At 65.3% G+C, this 15,709-nt stretch carries 16 protein-coding genes; 8 read left to right on the top strand and 8 right to left on the bottom strand.

The genetic code is table 11. The annotated features are described in order from the left end of the window. Positions 1-58 precede the first annotated feature (58 nt). Positions 59-1,054 carry a DUF6176 family protein gene (locus EA473_RS10625; RefSeq protein ID WP_124195643.1) on the bottom strand — a complete coding sequence of 332 codons (996 nt, stop codon included), beginning with the start codon at positions 1,052-1,054 and terminating at the stop codon, positions 59-61. A gap of 85 nt (positions 1,055-1,139) precedes the next feature. Here EA473_RS10625 and EA473_RS10620 point away from each other — a divergent pair, with 85 nt between their 5' ends. Continuing rightward, positions 1,140-1,787, top strand: coding sequence for a helix-turn-helix domain-containing protein (locus EA473_RS10620; RefSeq protein ID WP_124195642.1), 648 nt, complete (start codon positions 1,140-1,142; stop codon positions 1,785-1,787). Positions 1,788-1,967: 180 nt separating this feature from the next. Continuing rightward, positions 1,968-2,393 (top strand): EamA family transporter, encoded by a 426-nt coding sequence (locus EA473_RS10615; protein ID WP_124195641.1) that lies wholly within the window; start codon positions 1,968-1,970, stop codon positions 2,391-2,393. A gap of 9 nt (positions 2,394-2,402) precedes the next feature. On the opposite strand, the gene EA473_RS10610 is transcribed toward EA473_RS10615, so the two are convergent. Continuing rightward, positions 2,403-3,050 (bottom strand): class I SAM-dependent methyltransferase, encoded by a 648-nt coding sequence (locus EA473_RS10610; protein ID WP_124195640.1) that lies wholly within the window; start codon positions 3,048-3,050, stop codon positions 2,403-2,405. A 200-nt stretch (positions 3,051-3,250) separates the two neighbouring features. Here EA473_RS10610 and EA473_RS10605 point away from each other — a divergent pair, with 200 nt between their 5' ends. Continuing rightward, positions 3,251-4,276 carry a threonine aldolase family protein gene (locus tag EA473_RS10605; RefSeq protein ID WP_124195639.1) on the top strand — a complete coding sequence of 342 codons (1,026 nt, stop codon included), beginning with the start codon at positions 3,251-3,253 and terminating at the stop codon, positions 4,274-4,276. Positions 4,277-4,405: 129 nt separating this feature from the next. Here the strand turns inward: EA473_RS10605 and EA473_RS23065 are convergent, their stop codons facing one another. The 4 genes from EA473_RS23065 to EA473_RS10590 all read right to left on the bottom strand — a co-directional run bounded on the left by EA473_RS23065 (position 4,406) and on the right by EA473_RS10590 (position 7,321). After that, positions 4,406-4,537, bottom strand: coding sequence for a DUF7859 family protein (locus tag EA473_RS23065; protein WP_279387657.1), 132 nt, complete (start codon positions 4,535-4,537; stop codon positions 4,406-4,408). Between the two features lie 437 nt (positions 4,538-4,974). After that, positions 4,975-5,496 (bottom strand): metallophosphoesterase, encoded by a 522-nt coding sequence (locus EA473_RS10600; protein WP_124195638.1) that lies wholly within the window; start codon positions 5,494-5,496, stop codon positions 4,975-4,977. Positions 5,497-5,672: 176 nt separating this feature from the next. Then, positions 5,673-6,062 (bottom strand): hypothetical protein, encoded by a 390-nt coding sequence (locus tag EA473_RS10595; protein ID WP_124195637.1) that lies wholly within the window; start codon positions 6,060-6,062, stop codon positions 5,673-5,675. Positions 6,063-6,205: 143 nt separating this feature from the next. Then, on the bottom strand, positions 6,206-7,321 hold the full coding sequence (locus EA473_RS10590) for a tyrosine-type recombinase/integrase (protein WP_124195636.1): 1,116 nt from the start codon (positions 7,319-7,321) through the stop codon (positions 6,206-6,208). A gap of 245 nt (positions 7,322-7,566) precedes the next feature. Here EA473_RS10590 and EA473_RS10585 point away from each other — a divergent pair, with 245 nt between their 5' ends. Continuing rightward, complete coding sequence (locus tag EA473_RS10585) at positions 7,567-7,821, top strand: DUF7127 family protein (protein ID WP_124195635.1); 255 nt, start codon at positions 7,567-7,569, stop codon at positions 7,819-7,821. Positions 7,822-7,988: 167 nt separating this feature from the next. After that, a complete protein-coding gene (locus tag EA473_RS10580) occupies positions 7,989-10,166 on the top strand; it encodes an ATP-dependent DNA helicase (protein WP_124195634.1) in 2,178 nt (725 codons plus the stop codon). 34 nt (positions 10,167-10,200) lie between these two features. Here the strand turns inward: EA473_RS10580 and EA473_RS10575 are convergent, their stop codons facing one another. Continuing rightward, the gene (locus EA473_RS10575) at positions 10,201-10,539 is read right to left on the bottom strand and encodes a hypothetical protein (RefSeq protein ID WP_243645231.1); all 339 of its coding nucleotides are present in this window, start codon (positions 10,537-10,539) and stop codon (positions 10,201-10,203) included. 71 nt (positions 10,540-10,610) lie between these two features. Next, entirely contained in the window at positions 10,611-11,111 is a 501-nt protein-coding gene (locus EA473_RS10570) for a 2'-5' RNA ligase family protein (protein WP_124195632.1), read from the bottom strand. A 268-nt stretch (positions 11,112-11,379) separates the two neighbouring features. On the opposite strand from EA473_RS10570, the gene EA473_RS10565 reads away from it, so the two are divergent. From EA473_RS10565 to argH, 3 genes are all read left to right on the top strand, one after another. After that, complete coding sequence (locus EA473_RS10565) at positions 11,380-12,537, top strand: helix-turn-helix transcriptional regulator (protein WP_243645230.1); 1,158 nt, start codon at positions 11,380-11,382, stop codon at positions 12,535-12,537. Between the two features lie 360 nt (positions 12,538-12,897). Next, on the top strand, positions 12,898-14,082 hold the full coding sequence (locus EA473_RS10560) for an argininosuccinate synthase (protein WP_124195630.1): 1,185 nt from the start codon (positions 12,898-12,900) through the stop codon (positions 14,080-14,082). Between the two features lie 2 nt (positions 14,083-14,084). Next, a complete protein-coding gene (gene argH / locus EA473_RS10555) occupies positions 14,085-15,623 on the top strand; it encodes an argininosuccinate lyase (protein WP_124195629.1) in 1,539 nt (512 codons plus the stop codon). The last annotated feature ends 86 nt before the right edge of the window (positions 15,624-15,709 follow it).

The raw sequence follows: 15,709 nt of genomic DNA, 5'->3' as shown, positions 1-15,709 counted from the left end.
CCGGCGCAACCGCGACCCGGGCGGCGGTTGCGCCGGTAAATCGTTACAGCAATCCGTATCACTCCGCCGAAGACTCGCTCGAGAAGCGCTCACACGCCGACGCTCGACGCGGCCGGTCGGGATTCGTCGCGTGTGCGAGGAGTTCGACGTCCGTCTCGAGCGGGTACTCGAGAATCACCGCCGGATCGACGAGAACCCGACCGAGCACGAGTTCGGACGCCCGCGCGACGGGGTTCCACGTGTCGTAGTAGGCGTCGTACACGCGGGCCATCTCGGCCGTTTCCATGTAGCCGAGAAGCGAGTAGCCGTCGGGCCGGCGCTCGAGGAAGATCGATTCGGTGAACATGTCTTCGGCCTCGAGCATCTCGATGCTCCAGGCTTCGATCCGATTCAGTCGCAGTTCGCCATCGGTCACGTTGCGGGAGAGGGCGGCGAACCAGTCGGCGAATCGCTCCGGAACCCCGGACTCGAGGTCCATCCGAACCAGTTCGACGTCGACGGAGCGGTCGGCGGTTCGGTCCGCCTGCGCCTCCCGCTCGAGTGCGTCACCGGTTCCCTCGAGTGCGACGGCGTCGACGACGGTCCTGCGTGGCCGCGAGGGATGGACCGCGTGGACGAGCAGCTCCCGATCGACCGGCTCGTCGGCGTCATCGAGCGCCTCGTGGGTCAGTGGAAACGCAGCCGCGACCGTCGTCTCCGGGTCGTCGCCGTCCCACTGTTCGACGGCGGCCCACGGCACCTCGACGTACCAGACGAGTTCGGGGTCGTCGCCGGTTCGATCGAGAAACAGCGAGGCCGTACTCGCGCCCTCGAGGGCGAGCAGCCACTCGTCCGCGGACGTCCCGCCGTGTCGTTCGACGGCGTCTCGCACGTCCTCGAGTCGGTCGGGCTCACACCGGCGGCGGACGAGAAACGCCCCGCTGTGCCGTTCCGTGATCGGTTCGGGTTCGCGTTGGGTTGGTCGGGTTCGCAACCGGCGATAGGCGACAACGCCGGCGATGACGGCTCCGAGAACGAGTCCAGCGCGAACCACTCGTCGAACGTGACGGTTCATACCCGATGACAGGTGCCGGCGGATCCTCGGGGTGTCCCCGAAGCCTATCGTGGCTTTATATACTTCGGCGCGCATTCGTCGATCGATGAAATCCGTCCGCGTGTCGCTCGACCACGACGACGACGCGCTCTCGCCGATCCACGAGGGGATCTGTACGTCGCCGGAGATCGATCGGGAGATCATCCTCGGCGGCCAGGCGGTCGACGGCGTCGAGACGATCACCTCCTTCGTCTACGGCGAGCGCCCGGCCTACGAGTCGGTGCTCGACGGCCTCGAGCGGATTCGGGAGTACGATATCACGCCCGCCGAGGGCGGCTTTTTCCTGTACCTCCGCCGGGAGCTCGGCCCCGATGGACTCTCGTTGTTGAACGCGCTCGCACAGGACACCGTCGTCGTCGTCCCGCCGATCGAGGTCCGATCGGACCGGACGATCCGGCTGACGATCGTCGGCCATCCGACCGATCTCACCGCGATCCTCGAGGCACAATCCGACGGGATCGCGGCGGACGTCCTGTGGGTGAGCGACTCGGTTACGGCCGCCGATCCCCCCGTCTCCGACCGACAGCACGCGGCACTCGAGGCCGCCTGGGCTGTCGGCTACTACGACGTTCCGCGACGGAACGGCATCGAAGCGATCGCCGACGAACTCGAGTGTGCGGTTTCGACGGCTTCGGAACTGGTCCGACGGGGCGAAGCCAACGTGATCGGCCGGATGCTGGAATCCGATCCGTGAGTCCGGTTCCGGTTCGTGATCTGGTTGGTCGGCTCTACTGAGAGCTCTCGATTTGTGATTTATTTGAGAAATAGTGGTGAATACAGGGCACAAGTCGGTCACTGGCAGTTGGGTCCTCCACTTAGATCAGAATTGCTACAAGCAGCGTCTTTTATCGACACAGGGACGAAGCTACAACCGATGGAAGTCCCAGAGGTAAATGCGGCTGTGGCATTCGGGGTACTAACGATGGTCTCGTGGGGAATTTGGATCGTCGTGGGGAACGCCGCGTCAGAATCCATCGACCCAACGACGGCTGCCGCGATCTCGTATCTCGTCGCAGCCATCCTTGCAGTCGGGTACGTTTTCGTGTCAGGGGCCTCACTGGCCATCACGCCACGAGGCGGGGCGCTTGCTGGCGTGGCTGGGGTGTTCGCCGGAGTTGGTTTCGTCTCGATGTACATCGGTCTTTCACGTGGCTCAACGACGGTCGTCTCGACTCTCGGTGCCATGTATTTTGTCGTCGCAGCGTTAATCGGGATGGCTGTGCTCGGGGACGAAATAACCACAACGAGAGTCGCAGGGCTCCTGCTCGCGGGCGTCGGTGTCATCCTCGTCGCTCAATAAACGAACCGCTCACTCTCCCGAATCGGGTCGTTTTCGACAGCGGACGGTGTACCCCACGCCGGCCGCGTACGTCTCGACGACGTCGGTTTCGTCGGAGACGGTCCGCAGTGCCTCGAGGACGTCGTTCTCCGGATTCCAGTTTGCATACCAGCGGAGGAACCGCCAGAGCAACGGGTTGAACACCCGCGCTGGCCCCGTCTGAACCCGCCTGAGATCGAAGACGACGAACGTCCCGCCCGGGGCGAGCAGCCGATACACGTTCTCGACGGCCCGACGAGCGTCGGGCATCACGGCCATCGACAGCGACGCCATCGCCGCGTCGAACTCGCCGTCGGGGTCGACTTCGGTCGCGTCCGCACACAGTACCTCGACGTTCTCCCAGCCGTGGCGGTCGACCCGCTCGCGTGCGTTGGCGACCATCTCCGGGCTGTAGTCGACGGCGACGACGGACCCGGACTCCCCGACGTCGCTCCGGAGCCGTTCGAAGTTGACCCCCGGCCCACAGCCGACGTCCAGCACCCGGTCGCCGGCACCCAACTCGAGGTAATCCATCGCCGTCTCCCGAATCGGTTCGAAGTCCCGTTCGCTCATCCCGTAGCGGTCGCTCTTGCGATCCCACACCGCCCGACTCCGCGCCAGATGTTCGTCGGTGGCCATACGCTTACTCGAGTCGGGATTCGAGAGTGTGTTATCGCGATACCTATCGTCTATTTATATACGGATCGGAAACGGCGATCGATCCGGACGAGTGTTTCACCCGGACGGAACCGGCCAACCGAGCGAGACGGAAGCGAGCGTCGAAGCGGACCCTCCCGTAAGTCCGACAGTATATTTCCCGTCGGTCCGTTACGACAGCCATGATCGATCTGCGTTCGGATACGGTGACGAAACCCGACGAGGCGATGCGCGAGGCCGCCCGCACGGCCGACGTCGGCGACGACGTCTACGGCGAGGATCCGACGGTAAGCGAACTCGAGGCGCGTGCGGCCGAGGCGGTCGGCAAAGAAGCCGCGCTGTTCGTTCCGACCGGGACGATGGGCAACCAGATCGCGGCGCAGGTACACACCGAACCCGGCCAGGAGGTGCTCGTCGAGCGTGCGAGTCACGTCTACAAGTACGAACTCGGCGGGCTGGCCCGCCACTCGGGTCTGCAGGTGCGAACCCTCGACGGCGGCGACAGGGGTGTCCCGACGCCCGAGCAGGTAGATGCGGGAGTCGTCGAGGAGGACCTCCACCGGCCCGGGACCGGCTTGCTCTGTCTCGAGAACACGCACAACGCGAGAGGCGGCGTCGCGATCGAACCCGACCGGATCGCCGCGGCGGCCGAGGCGGCCCGCGGGCACGACGTCCCGGTTCACCTCGACGGGGCTCGCGTGTTCAACGCGGCCGTCGCGCTCGACGTCCCCGTCACCGAGATCACCGACCACGTCGACTCGGTGATGTTCTGTCTCTCGAAGGGGCTCGGCGCGCCCATCGGTTCGATGCTCGCCGGTCCTGAGGAATTCGTCGACCGCGCCCGTCGAACCCGGAAACTGTTCGGCGGCGGTATGCGACAGGTCGGCGTCGTCGGCGCGCCGGGACTTCGTGCCCTCGAGAACGTCGACGACCTCGAGGCCGATCACGAACGCGCACGGAGACTGGCCGACGGGCTGGCCGACGTCGACGGCTTCGACGTCCGTCCTCCAGAGACGAACATCGTCCTCGTCGACGTGTCGGGAACCGGTGACGACGCCGAGGCCGTCCTCGAGCGACTGCGAGAACGGGACGTGCTAGCGTCGGCGATGGGACCGACGACGGTTCGGTTCTGTACGCACCGGGACGTCTCGGGCGAGGACGTCGACCGCGCGCTCGAGCGTGTAATGGCGGCGATGACAGGGAGATGACGCTCTTCGAGACGACGAGTTGGGAACGGTTGCCTCCCGGACGCGAGCCATCCAGCCGCGAACGGGCGGCTTCGAGCCGGATCGGTCGCCAAAACTGCGATCGGTCGTCGGGCTCGAATTCGATCCGCGCTACCGGCCGCGCATCCCGTCGCGGAACTCGAGGACCGTTCGGCGGAGCAACAGATACGAGAAGAACACGAGCGAGAGCAGGATCACGACGACCGCAATGATGACGGGATCGTCCGGGATGTACTCGAGCATACGAGGCGAGTACTGTGTCAGCGTGCAAAACCGTTTCGACGTTGCGTGACCGCCTGTGGGGGTGGTTCCTGCCGTCGATCTCACCGCACATATCGCCGGCTGGGAGCGCACACACCGGTAGCTAAAACCGCTTTTTCAGCTTACGTCGCTTATATTGAACGTGCCACCGTAGCCGAAGATGGGTGTCGCACGCCCTCCGCGGCACTTGTCCGTCGAGAAGAACGAGTCCGCCCTCCACGCCCTCGCCCCAGGGCTCGCCTCTCTCGAGGACCTCCCGCCCTCGGCCGTGATCGCCCCGTTGACGCTTCCGTCCCGCGTCCGGACGGCTTTCCTCCAGTGTTCCATAGTAACCACTGCACGTCACTGCAGACCTGATCGCAAGGCGGATCGGCGATCGGTGAGTGACCGTTTCAACGAATACGATACACCCGTTCGGATCACTCCCGCTGAATTTCGAACCCGTCGATCCGCCTCCCGTTCGGCTCGAGCAGTTGGCCCTCGAGCGTGCCCGAATCGTCGCCTTCGAACTCGATGACGGCGAATCCCGGCCTGTTTCCCCGTGGATCCGCGTGGCTCCCGGGGTTGAGCAACAGACACTCCCCGGTTTCGACGACCGTCGGCCGGTGGCTGTGTCCGGAGACGACGACGTCCGCGTCTCGCGAGCGGCCGAACATCGCCAGTCCGGTCGTCCCCCCGTCCCGTCGGTGGGTGACGGCGAATCGAACGCCGTCCTCCTCGACGACCCGGGCCGTCGGCAGGCGGTCTCGAACGGCGGCGCTGTCCGCGTTGCCGTGAACGGCGAACAGCCGTTCGCACTCGTTCTGGAAAGCCTCGAGCGCGACGGTGCTCGTAAAGTCGCCGGCGTGAATCACCACGTCGGCGTCCCGTGCGGCGGCCAGTGCCTCCCCCTCGAGTTCGTGGCCGCGATTGCTGTGTGTATCGGAGAAGATCGCGATCATAGCCTGCGATACGGGCTCGAAGACGACGTTCTTTTCGGCCCCCGACTGGTGTGATGAAGCGTCAGTCGGCGGGGTGGCCTACGTGGAGTCCTCGCTTCGTAGGACTGCTGTACGTCATTACCGGAGCGACCGAACGACTTCCCGCGGTCTTCGGAAATGTCTCACAGTTGACCGTATCAGTCCGCGTACATCGCTACGACCGTCGACCCCGGCGGTCGGTCGTTCGACGCCGCCGTCACCGTCGTCTCCTCGAGGTCGACGGCGGATCGGATGGGTGTCCAGCCGTCGTCCGTCTCGACGCCGACGGCGACGTCGGTCGGGCTCGCCCCCGGCGGCAACGCCGCCGGGTCGTAGACGAGTTCGATGCGGATCGCCTCGATCGCCCGCAGTTCATCGAGCCCGACGAGTTCGACCGGTTTCGACAGCGCCGCCGCCGGCGGATCGGTTGCAGCCGGCTCGAGGCCGACCGTCTCGGGGACGACGCCCGCGACGACGTCGAGTCGCGCACCCGCGCGATCGAGCGTGAACTCCGCGACCGTACCGGGGTCGTAGCCGGGAATGGGCATATTCGGGGCGAAGAACTCGAGGCACAAGGCGATAGACCGCGCAGTCGCCGGCAGTGTCCCTCGGTATCACGGAGCGACCTCGAGTCGTCTCTCGCTCGTGGTCGATTGGGTGGAGTTCGGGGTGACCGCCGTCTCATTTCGTATCACTCGCTTTCGAACACTTCGGACACCTCTTCGGCCAGTTCGCTGGCTTCGATGTGGGCGTACATCTCCGAGGTCGTCCGCGGATCAGCGTGACGAAGCACCCGCTGTGCTGCGGCCGCACCGTGCTCGCGATACACCGCTTCCCCGACGCCACGTCTCGCACCGTGGGGTTTCAGATAGCCGCCGTCGACGTCGATATCGGCGTCCTCGCAGAGTCGCTTCAGGACGGATCGACCGCCGTTCGTCGAGAGCGACGGCGGGACGGTCCCGCGTTCGCGGTGTAACGTGAGCGGATCCCCCGTCGACGGATCGACGTCGTCCGGAAGCGTGGCGTAAAGCGACGGCGCGTGATTCGTCACGAACACCGGCCACTCCGCGGACGGCGGGTCCAGCGCCCGCTCGAGGCGCTCGATCGGCGAATGCGCCTGTCTGGGAAGCTGGACTTCTTCGTCCGCGTGCTGGTTCTTCCCCAGGACGAGTAGCTGGCTGTTCTCGAGGTCGACGTCTCCCCACCGGAGTCCGTTGCGGCGGTCGTCCCTGGGATCGCTGAGTATCTCCCCTCCGCGAACGCCGGAGTAGGCGAGGACGTAGACGAGCGCCCGGTCGCGAAGTTCCTCGAGCGCACCCGACCCCTTCGCCTCGACGGCGTCGTGTGCGCGACGGTCGGCATAGCGCAGCAAGCGGTTCCGATCGTCCGGCGACCAGAACTGCTGGTCGCCGCTTCGTTTCTTCGGTCGGGGAGGGAGTTCCTCGAGTGCAACTCCTTTCTGAGCGGGGTTTTCCTCGAGCCAGTCCCACCGGACGCAGTAGGAGAGAAACGCCGAGACGTAATCGTAATACGTCCACGCCGTCGCCGCGGAAATCCCGCCGTCGGCGTTGCGGTCGCCGCTCGTCACTCGGCCGGAGAGGGCCTTCGCGTACTCTGCCATGTGGCGTTTCGTGACCGCTTCGACGGTCCTCACGCCGCGGCGTTCGAGCCGTTCCCGCCAGTCGCCGAGCACGCGCTCTAAGGCGTCGCGATAGTTGCCCGCCTTGTTCCCCGACTCGAGGAATTCCTCGATCGCGCTCTCGAGGGCGTGTCCTCCGGGCGGCACACCGGAATCGCGTGCATCCATTCGTTCGACTATCGATACAGTGTCCGCTCCCATAAATTCACTGTGCATTACTGATCTCGGCGCACGCGACGGCATCCGATCCGTCGGACGGTCAACATCGGCGACTTCGTTCGCTGGCTTCGCTCGCCGTCAGAACTTCCCTTCGAAAAGCCACAGGCGGTCTGGAACGCTGCGGAGATCGGGCTACCGACCGAAGGGCACATTCCTGCATGCTGCTTACGAGCGGTCCCCACCAACGGTCAACCATGGAAACACCGCCCGAACTCCAGGCTGCCGTCGGACGTACGGAGGACGTCACGATCACCAACCGCGAATACGACGACGAATCCGTTATCGCGGTCGATTTCGGTCCCGCCGCGGGCGAACCCGAACTCGACGTCGTCGCCGAAACGGCGATCGTGGTCGTCGACAACATCCAGTTCGAGTTCGACGTTCCGCCCGACGCCACCGACGTCGTCGTCAACGGTGGTATCCTGACGTTGACATCCTCCCCGCGCTGAAGCGCGAGGATTTGCGCCTGCTCATCCCATAACTGGGTCGGTGATCCGTTACCCCCTGGCGCTCGCTACCCGCTTGCTCGAGCCCTCGGTCCGGATCGTGTCCGGTCGCCGGCCTGGGACCCGCTCGAGACGAACGCTTTTATCGTAGCGGGAACCTATCACGGATCGTGTCCGAGACGAGCGACTACATGCGGTTTTTCCCCTACGACCAGCCCTACGAGAACCAGCGCGAGGCGATGGACCGCATCTACAACGCGCTGGTTCGCGGGCAGGACGTCCTCTTCGAGGGTGCCTGTGGGACGGGAAAGACCCTCTCCTCGCTCGTTCCCGCCCTGGAGGTCGCCCGGGAACGGGACAAGACCGTCGTCATCACGACCGACGTCCACCAGCAGATGCGCCAGTTCGTCGCGGAAGCCCGCGCGATCACCGCCGAGGAGTCGATCCGGGCGATCGTCTTCAAGGGAAAGTCGTCGATGTGTCACATCGACGTCGGGTACGAGGAGTGTCAGGCGCTTCGGGACACTACCCGGTCGGTCGTCGACGCCGAGCGCGACCGCGAGCAACTCGAGCGCCGACAGCGGGAACTCCTCTCGGAGAGCCAGGAGGGCGACGGCGGCGCGGCCGACGCGCGCAGCGCGGTCATGGACGAACTCGAGGCGATCGACGACCGACTCGAGGACCTAGAAGAGCGCAACGTCTGTGAGTACTACCGGAACAACCTGACCGAGGACACGGACGACTTTTTCGCCTGGCTGTTCGAGGACGTCCGCCGTCCAGAAGAGATCTACGAGTACGCCGACCAGCGAGAGTTCTGTGGATACGAACTCTTAAAAGAGGGGATCGAGGGCGTCGATCTGGTCGTCTGTAACTACCACCACCTGCTCGACTCCACCATCAGAGAGCAGTTCTTCCGGTGGCTCGGCCGCGACCCCGAGGACGTGATCGCCGTCTTCGACGAGGCCCACAACGTCGAGGACGCCGCTCGAGAACACGCCACCCGGACCTGTTCCGAACGAACGTTCGAGTCAGCGATCGACGAACTGGCCGAGACTGACGATCCGCGATCCGAGGACGCCGCGAACGTCCTCTCGGCGTTTCACCGCGCGCTCGTCGAGACCTACGAGGAGTCGTTCGGCTTCGGCGACCGAGAGCGGATCGACGAGAACTGGGCGGACGTCCCCATCGCGAACGAGGACCGGCGCGACGACCTCACCCTCGAGTTCCTGCAACGGTACTCCGGAGCGGGGATCGACGCCGACCTCGAGGCCGCGATGAAGCTGGGCCAGGACCTAGACGAGGAGTACGAGGAGGCCTACCGCGATGGCGAGACGGCGACGCGGACGGAGTGTCAGACTCTGCAGGCTGCGGCGTTCGTCAGCGCGTGGATGAACGAGGGATCGAAAGAGGGGCTGTATCCGGTCGTCTCGGTGACCCGAGACGCCGGCACGGACGAAGTGTACGGCCGGGCCGAACTGTACACCTGTCTCCCGCGGCAGGTGACGGGACGGCTGTTCGAGGAGGTGTACGGAACGGTCCTGATGAGTGCGACGCTCCAGCCGTTCGACGTCACCGAGGACGTCCTCGGCCTCGAGGAGGCGGTGACGATGGCCTACGGGTTGCAGTTTCCCGCGGAAAATCGCCGGACGTACGCCGTCGAGACGCCACCGCTGTTTTCCTCCGATCGGGACGACCCCGCCGTTCAGGACGACGTCACCGGGACGATCCACGACGCGGTCCGGATGACGCCGGGGAACACGCTGGCGTTTTTCCCCAACTACGGCGAGGCCAGCCGGTACGCAGAACGACTCGAGAAACGCACCGACGCCGCGGCGTCCGTCTATCTCGACGAACCGGGAACGTCGGTCGAGGACGTCCGTCGGTCGTTCGTCGCCGACGACGACGCGGTTCTCTGTACGTCGCTGTGGGGGACACTCGCCGAGGGCGTCAGCTTCGACGGCGAGGACGCTCGGACGGTACTCGTCGTCGGCGTCCCGTATCCACACCTCGACGACCGCGCCCAGGCGGTCCAGGATGCCTACGACGCGGCGTTCGAGGGGACCGACACGGGCTGGCGCTACGCCGTCGAAATTCCGACGGTGCGAAAGACGAGGCAGGCGCTCGGTCGAGTGATCCGCTCGCCGGCCGACGTCGGCGTTCGCGCGCTCCTCGACGCGCGCTACTCGCGGGATGCGAAGTCGGATCTCGGTAAATACAGCGTCAACGGGAGCTTTCCACACGAAGAACGCGAGGAGTTACTCGACCTCGAGCCGGCGAAACTCAAGTTCGCGATGCTGAACTTCTACGGAGACCACGGCGTGTACGACGGCGACCCGCCGTCGCCGTAATCTCGATCGACTGGGGGATCGGGACAACAGTCTCTCACTCGATCGTGACGTCGGCGACGCCGTTGCTCACCATCGCGACGTACGTCCCGCCGTTCTCTGCTGTAATCTCGATCGACTCCGATTCTTCGATCATCCACGTGTCGACGACGCCTTCTTCGTCGTGATCGAGTCGGAACGTGACCCACTCCCGCTCGAGGTCCGTCTCCTCGTCTTCCGGCTGGAAGATCTCCTGGACCTCGACCGTGATCGACAGTACCTCTCCCTCGTCTGCGCTGTACTCCGCGGTATCTCCTCTCCCGAGCGTCGTATCGACGGGGCCGCCACCGAGTAGACTGCTGCAACCGGCGAGTGGAACGAGCGTCGCGAGTCTCATGAACGCACGTCGTCGCATATGACTCGAGATACCCACACCGGTACGTAATAGCTTCCGGCCGAGCGGGTCAATCAGGAGGGCAACGAGACCCGACTCACCGGGAGACGGTACGTTCCGTCCCAGAACTCGAGTTCGGTGATCGTCCACTCGATCGGATCGATCTCCCTGTCTGCGAGCCGGCGAGCGGCCGCGTCGTCGCCGCCGCGGGCGAGCGTGACGTGGGGGACGTACTCCTCGCCCTCGAGTCCCTCGACCGTGCCGAACGTTTCGGCGAGTTCGCTGTGGATCGACTCGAGACCGGGGCTCTCCACGGCGAGGTAGACGACGGGAGCCGATCCAAGTGGCGGGTCCGCGAAGTAGTCGATCCCCGTTATTCGGGCCTCGACCGCAGGCGTCCCCTCGAGTGCGCGGTGCGCACGATGCTGGAGCTGTGCGACGTGGTTTGCCTCACCGAGGCGTTTGAGGAGACACGAGTGATCCTCGCGGACGGTGTCGAAGCCGATCAGATCGGGATAGAGGTCGTTCGCCAGGGTTCGGACTCGCCCCGGAACCGGAACGTTGACGCTGTACACTTCGCTTCCGATAGGTTCGCTCGAGGTATCAGTCCTGCGCTTCGTTCGATCCGTTTCGGCAGACTGACACCGGGTCGAATCACCGAACCAGAATATTCCAACTATTTATAATTCGGTAAAAAGCCGACGCCGTCGGCGTCGGAAAGACCTATTTAGTCGGCTACGTCATACTTCCATAATGGACGTGAGGGGGCTACGGGCCCTTGTTTGCGTGCTCGTGGTCGTCGGGTGCTTGGTCGTGATCGCTCCAACGGTGTCGACTGCTGTGGTGGCAGACGTCGACACGGGGAGCGTCGCGTCTCAGGAGTCGACGAACGAAAGCGAGCAACAGGCGGACGAAGACGACGCCGTCAACGAGACCGACCAGGACGACGGTAACGAGGGCGAGGAAACCGACGGCAGCGAGAACGACCAGAGCGACGATAACGAGAGCGATGGGACCGACGAGTGGGGACTCAACGAGAGCGATCAGCTCGACAACGCCGACGAAGTCCACATCGACGTCTTCCTCCACGAAAACAGATCGGCGACGTTCGTCGTCGACTACCGGTTCGAAAACGCGTCGACGACCGACTGGGAGAACCTCCAGGCCGACGTCGAGGCCAATCCGGAGGGGTACGCGGAGAAAGAACGAGCGGACTGGAGCACTACCGTCGAGGCGGGCCAGAACCGGACCGATCGCGAGATGGACATCTCGAACGTCAGGGTCGAGACGGACACGAGTTCGGCACCGCGGAACCTCGGCCACGTCGAATTCACGTTCGAATGGAGCGCGTTCTCCCACCGGGAGCTGAACCGGATCGAAGCCGGGGACGCCCTCGCCGGCTTTACGCTCGTCGACGATACGACGCTGCAGTTTTTCTGGCCCGACGGCTACACCGTCCGCGAGGTCGATCCGTCCCCCGACGACCCGCCCGAGGATTCGATCTTCTGGGACGGTGACGGCACCGAGTTTACCGACGATCAGCCGTTGATCGTCCTGATCGAAGACGGCGGACAGAACGACGAGCCGACCGATCCCGAAGAGAGTCCAGCGATGCCGTGGTTCGCAGTCATCGGCGCGTTGTCGCTGCTCGTCCTCGCCGCTGCCGTCGGCTGGCTGATCAGACACCGGGCCGACGGCGGATCGGACTCGACGGGATGGGGTTCGTCCGGACCGCCACCACGGTCGGTCGGTCCGAACGGCGGAGCGACGGATTCCGGCGACCCGCCGGCCGAACTCCTGAGCAACGAAGAGCGGGTCCTGCGACTGCTCGAGCAACGCGGCGGCCGGATCAAACAGCAGGCGGTCGTCTCCGAACTCGAGTGGACCGAGGCCAAGACGAGTCAGGTCGTAAGCGGGCTCCGGGAGGACGACGAGATCGAGGTGTTCCGGATCGGCCGGGAGAACGTCCTGTCGCTGCCCGAGGAGGACGAATCCGCCTGATCCGACCAGCGCCGGACTCGTATTCTGTGGTTCCGACCGCTCGCTGTTGAGGACCGGCAGGCTGGAGCCCGTATAGCAGGATTTAATACTACCCGTTTACTAGCCGCTTTCAATGAGCCGTCCCATCGGAACCGCGCTCGCCGTTTTCGTTACCGACGGGACTAGGTCTCCGCTCCGATCGCGGCGGCAGCGGCGACGGGCCTTTTGAGCCCGTACTATACTACTTCCCGTGGCCGGTCGATCGAACGTTCCACTGATCGTCAGAACGTCTTATTCCTGGTTAGAAACCTCTCTGCGCGAAAATTCCAGGATGCGAATCAACGAATTTAATAGGGTCCTTCTGTTTCACTCGAGTACGATATGACACGCGTTGCACTTGCGTTCTCCGGGGGGCTCGACACGACTGTTTGTGTTCCGCTGCTCGAAGAAGAGTACGGATACGACGAGGTCATCGGCGTCACCGTCGACGTCGGCCAGCCGGCCGAGGAGTTCGAGGAGGCCGAAGAGACGGCGAAAGCGCTCGACCTGGAACACTACGTCGTCGATGCAAAAGACGAGTTCGCAGACCTCTGTTTCGACAGCGTTCGCGCGAACGCCACGTACCAGGGATACCCACTGGGTACGGCCCTGGCACGCCCCGTAATCGCGTCGGCCATTCTCGAGGTCGCCAAAGAACAGGGCTGTACCGGTATTGCCCACGGCTGCACCGGCAAGGGTAACGACCAGCTTCGGTTCGAGGCCGTCTGGCGCGACTCGGATCTCGAGGTCATCGCGCCCGTGCGCGAACTCGGGCTCACCCGCGAGTGGGAACAGGAGTACGCCGACGAGCGCGACCTCCCCGTCGAGGGCGGCAGCGGCGGCGACTGGTCGATCGACACCAACCTCTGGAGTCGCTCGGTCGAAGGCGACGAACTCGAGGACCCGAACTACGTTCCGCCGGCCGACATCTACGAGTGGACGGACGACCCCTCGGGCGACACCGAGGAGATCGAGATCAGCTTCGAGAACGGCTATCCGACCGCCATCGACGGCGAGGCGATGGATCCCGTCTCGCTGATCGAGCACCTGAACGAGGTTGCCGGCGCCTACGGCGTCGGTCGCACGGACTCGATGGAAGACCGTATGCTCGGGCTGAAGGTCCGCGAGAACTACGAGCACCCGGCGGCGACGACGCTTCTGAACGCCCACGAGGCGCTCGAGGCGCTCGTCCTCACCCAGGAAGAACGCGAGTTCAAACAGCTGATCGACCAGCGCTGGGCGAAGAAGGGCTACGAGGGGTTGATCGATGCGCCGCTCGTCAGTGCACTCGAGGGATTCATCGACGAGACCCAAAAACGTGTCACCGGGACCGTGATGATCCGCTTCGAGGGCGGGCAGGCCCGCGCGGTCGCACGCGACAGCGAGTACGCCGCCTACTCGGCCGAACACGCCTCCTTCGACACCGAGTCGGTCGGCAAGATCGACCAGGAGGACGCGACCGGCGTCGCGAAGTACCACGGCTTCCAGCGCCGCCTCGCGAACAGCGTAATCGACGAGGACGACTAGTCATGACAGAGGAGAGCGCTCGCGCCGACGACGACCGCGCGAAACCCGATCCCGCAGTCGCGACCGATGGCGGCGCCCCGTCTTCGGATCGCCGGGACGACGACGGTTCGGGCGTCGTCCGCCGGGACCGCTTCAGCGGCGGTCCCGCCCGGAGTTTCCTCTCCTCGCTTGCCGCCGACGAACGGATCTTCGAGGCCGACCTCGAGGTCGACCGCGCACACGTCGTCATGCTTGCCGAACAGGGGATCGTCGAAGACGACGTCGCCGGCGACGTTCTCACCGCGCTCGACGCGATCGAAGTCGACGGACACGGCTCGCTGCCCGACGGCGAGGACGTCCACGAGGCGATCGAGACGGGCGTCATCCAGCGCGTCGGCGAGGAGGGTGGCCGGATGCACACTGCACGCTCGCGCAACGACGAGGTCGCGACCTGCATCCGCTACCGGCTGCGCGAGGACGTCCTCGACGCGATCGAGACGACCCTCGCGCTCCGCGAGTCGCTGTGTGCGGTCGCGAGCGAACACGCCGAGACGATCATGCCCGGCTACACCCACCTCCAGCCGGCCCAGCCGACCACGGTGGCCCACTGGGCGCTGTCTTACGAGGGTGTGGTTCGCCGCGACACCACGCGGTTGCTCGAGGCCTACGACCGGATCAACGAGTCGCCGCTGGGCGCGGCCGCCTTCGCCGGAACGACCTTCGACGTCGACCGCGAGCGCACCGCCGAACTGCTCGGGTTCGACGGCCTCGTCGAGAACTCGATGGACGCCGCCTCGAGCCGGGACTTCCTGCTCGAGACGACCCAAGCGCTGTCGACGCACGCGACGACGCTGTCGGGGCTCGCGGAGGACCTGATCGTCTTCGCCAACCGCGGGCTCGTCTCCCTCGCGGACGACTACTCCTCGACGTCGTCGATCATGCCCCAGAAGAAGAACCCGGACACGCTCGAGCTCGTCCGCGCGGTCGCGGGCGACGCGGCGGGCGGCGTCCAGGGGCTAACGACGACGCTCAAGGGACTGCCCCGTGCGTACAATCGCGACCTCCAGCGCGCGACGACCCACGCCTGGGAGGCCGCCGATGCGGTTACCGAGGCGAGCGAGGTCGCCGCCGGTGCGGTCGCGACGGCCGACTGGAACGAGGACGCCCTCGCCGCCGAAGCCGGCGCGGGCTTCTCGACGGCGACCGGCGTCGCCGACCTGCTCGCCGCGAACGGACTGCCGTTCCGGACGGCCCACGAGGTCGTCGCCGTCGCCGCCGAACGCGGGGACGAGTACGCCGCCGTCGAGGCGGCCGCCCAGGACCTCCTCGAGGAGCCACTCGAGTCTTTCGTCGACCGCGAGGCCGTCGAGGCGGCCCTCGACCCTGCCGAAAGCGTCGCGAGCCGGGACTCCCGCGGCGGACCTGCTCCCGAGGCGGTCGCGACGCAACTCGAGTCCGCACGCGAGGCGCTCTCGACCGACCGAGAGGCGACGGAGGCCGCGACGGAATCGCTCGAGGCGGCTCACGAGGCGCTTCGGGCGGAGGTAAACGGGTATGTCTGAAGCTGCCGTCTCACTTCCACCGTCACGGCGGCGATCCCCGCGAGGGGACAAATTACTCATTAAATGATATGTCAAAGTAGATCTGC

The organism is Natrarchaeobius chitinivorans (assembly GCF_003841505.1).
Classification (GTDB): domain Archaea; phylum Halobacteriota; class Halobacteria; order Halobacteriales; family Natrialbaceae; genus Natrarchaeobius; species Natrarchaeobius chitinivorans.
Note: the sequence above shows the minus strand (reverse complement) of the source record. Positions and strands in the feature narration are given on the sequence as shown.

Excerpts from the sequence above, each read along its gene's own strand:
- EA473_RS10620 (WP_124195642.1), top strand. The coding sequence starts at position 1,140 with ATGAAATCCGTCCGCGTGTCGCTCGACCACGACGACGACGCGCTCTCG.
- EA473_RS10575 (WP_243645231.1), bottom strand. The coding sequence starts at position 10,539 with ATGAGACTCGCGACGCTCGTTCCACTCGCCGGTTGCAGCAGTCTACTC.
- EA473_RS10590 (WP_124195636.1), bottom strand. The coding sequence starts at position 7,321 with ATGGATGCACGCGATTCCGGTGTGCCGCCCGGAGGACACGCCCTCGAG.
- EA473_RS23065 (WP_279387657.1), bottom strand. The coding sequence starts at position 4,537 with ATGCTCGAGTACATCCCGGACGATCCCGTCATCATTGCGGTCGTCGTG.
- EA473_RS10625 (WP_124195643.1), bottom strand. The coding sequence starts at position 1,054 with ATGAACCGTCACGTTCGACGAGTGGTTCGCGCTGGACTCGTTCTCGGA.
- EA473_RS10560 (WP_124195630.1), top strand. The coding sequence starts at position 12,898 with ATGACACGCGTTGCACTTGCGTTCTCCGGGGGGCTCGACACGACTGTT.
- EA473_RS10610 (WP_124195640.1), bottom strand. The coding sequence starts at position 3,050 with ATGGCCACCGACGAACATCTGGCGCGGAGTCGGGCGGTGTGGGATCGC.
- EA473_RS10605 (WP_124195639.1), top strand. The coding sequence starts at position 3,251 with ATGATCGATCTGCGTTCGGATACGGTGACGAAACCCGACGAGGCGATG.
- EA473_RS10585 (WP_124195635.1), top strand. The coding sequence starts at position 7,567 with ATGGAAACACCGCCCGAACTCCAGGCTGCCGTCGGACGTACGGAGGAC.
- EA473_RS10615 (WP_124195641.1), top strand. The coding sequence starts at position 1,968 with ATGGAAGTCCCAGAGGTAAATGCGGCTGTGGCATTCGGGGTACTAACG.
- EA473_RS10595 (WP_124195637.1), bottom strand. The coding sequence starts at position 6,062 with ATGCCCATTCCCGGCTACGACCCCGGTACGGTCGCGGAGTTCACGCTC.
- argH (WP_124195629.1), top strand. The coding sequence starts at position 14,085 with ATGACAGAGGAGAGCGCTCGCGCCGACGACGACCGCGCGAAACCCGAT.
- EA473_RS10600 (WP_124195638.1), bottom strand. The coding sequence starts at position 5,496 with ATGATCGCGATCTTCTCCGATACACACAGCAATCGCGGCCACGAACTC.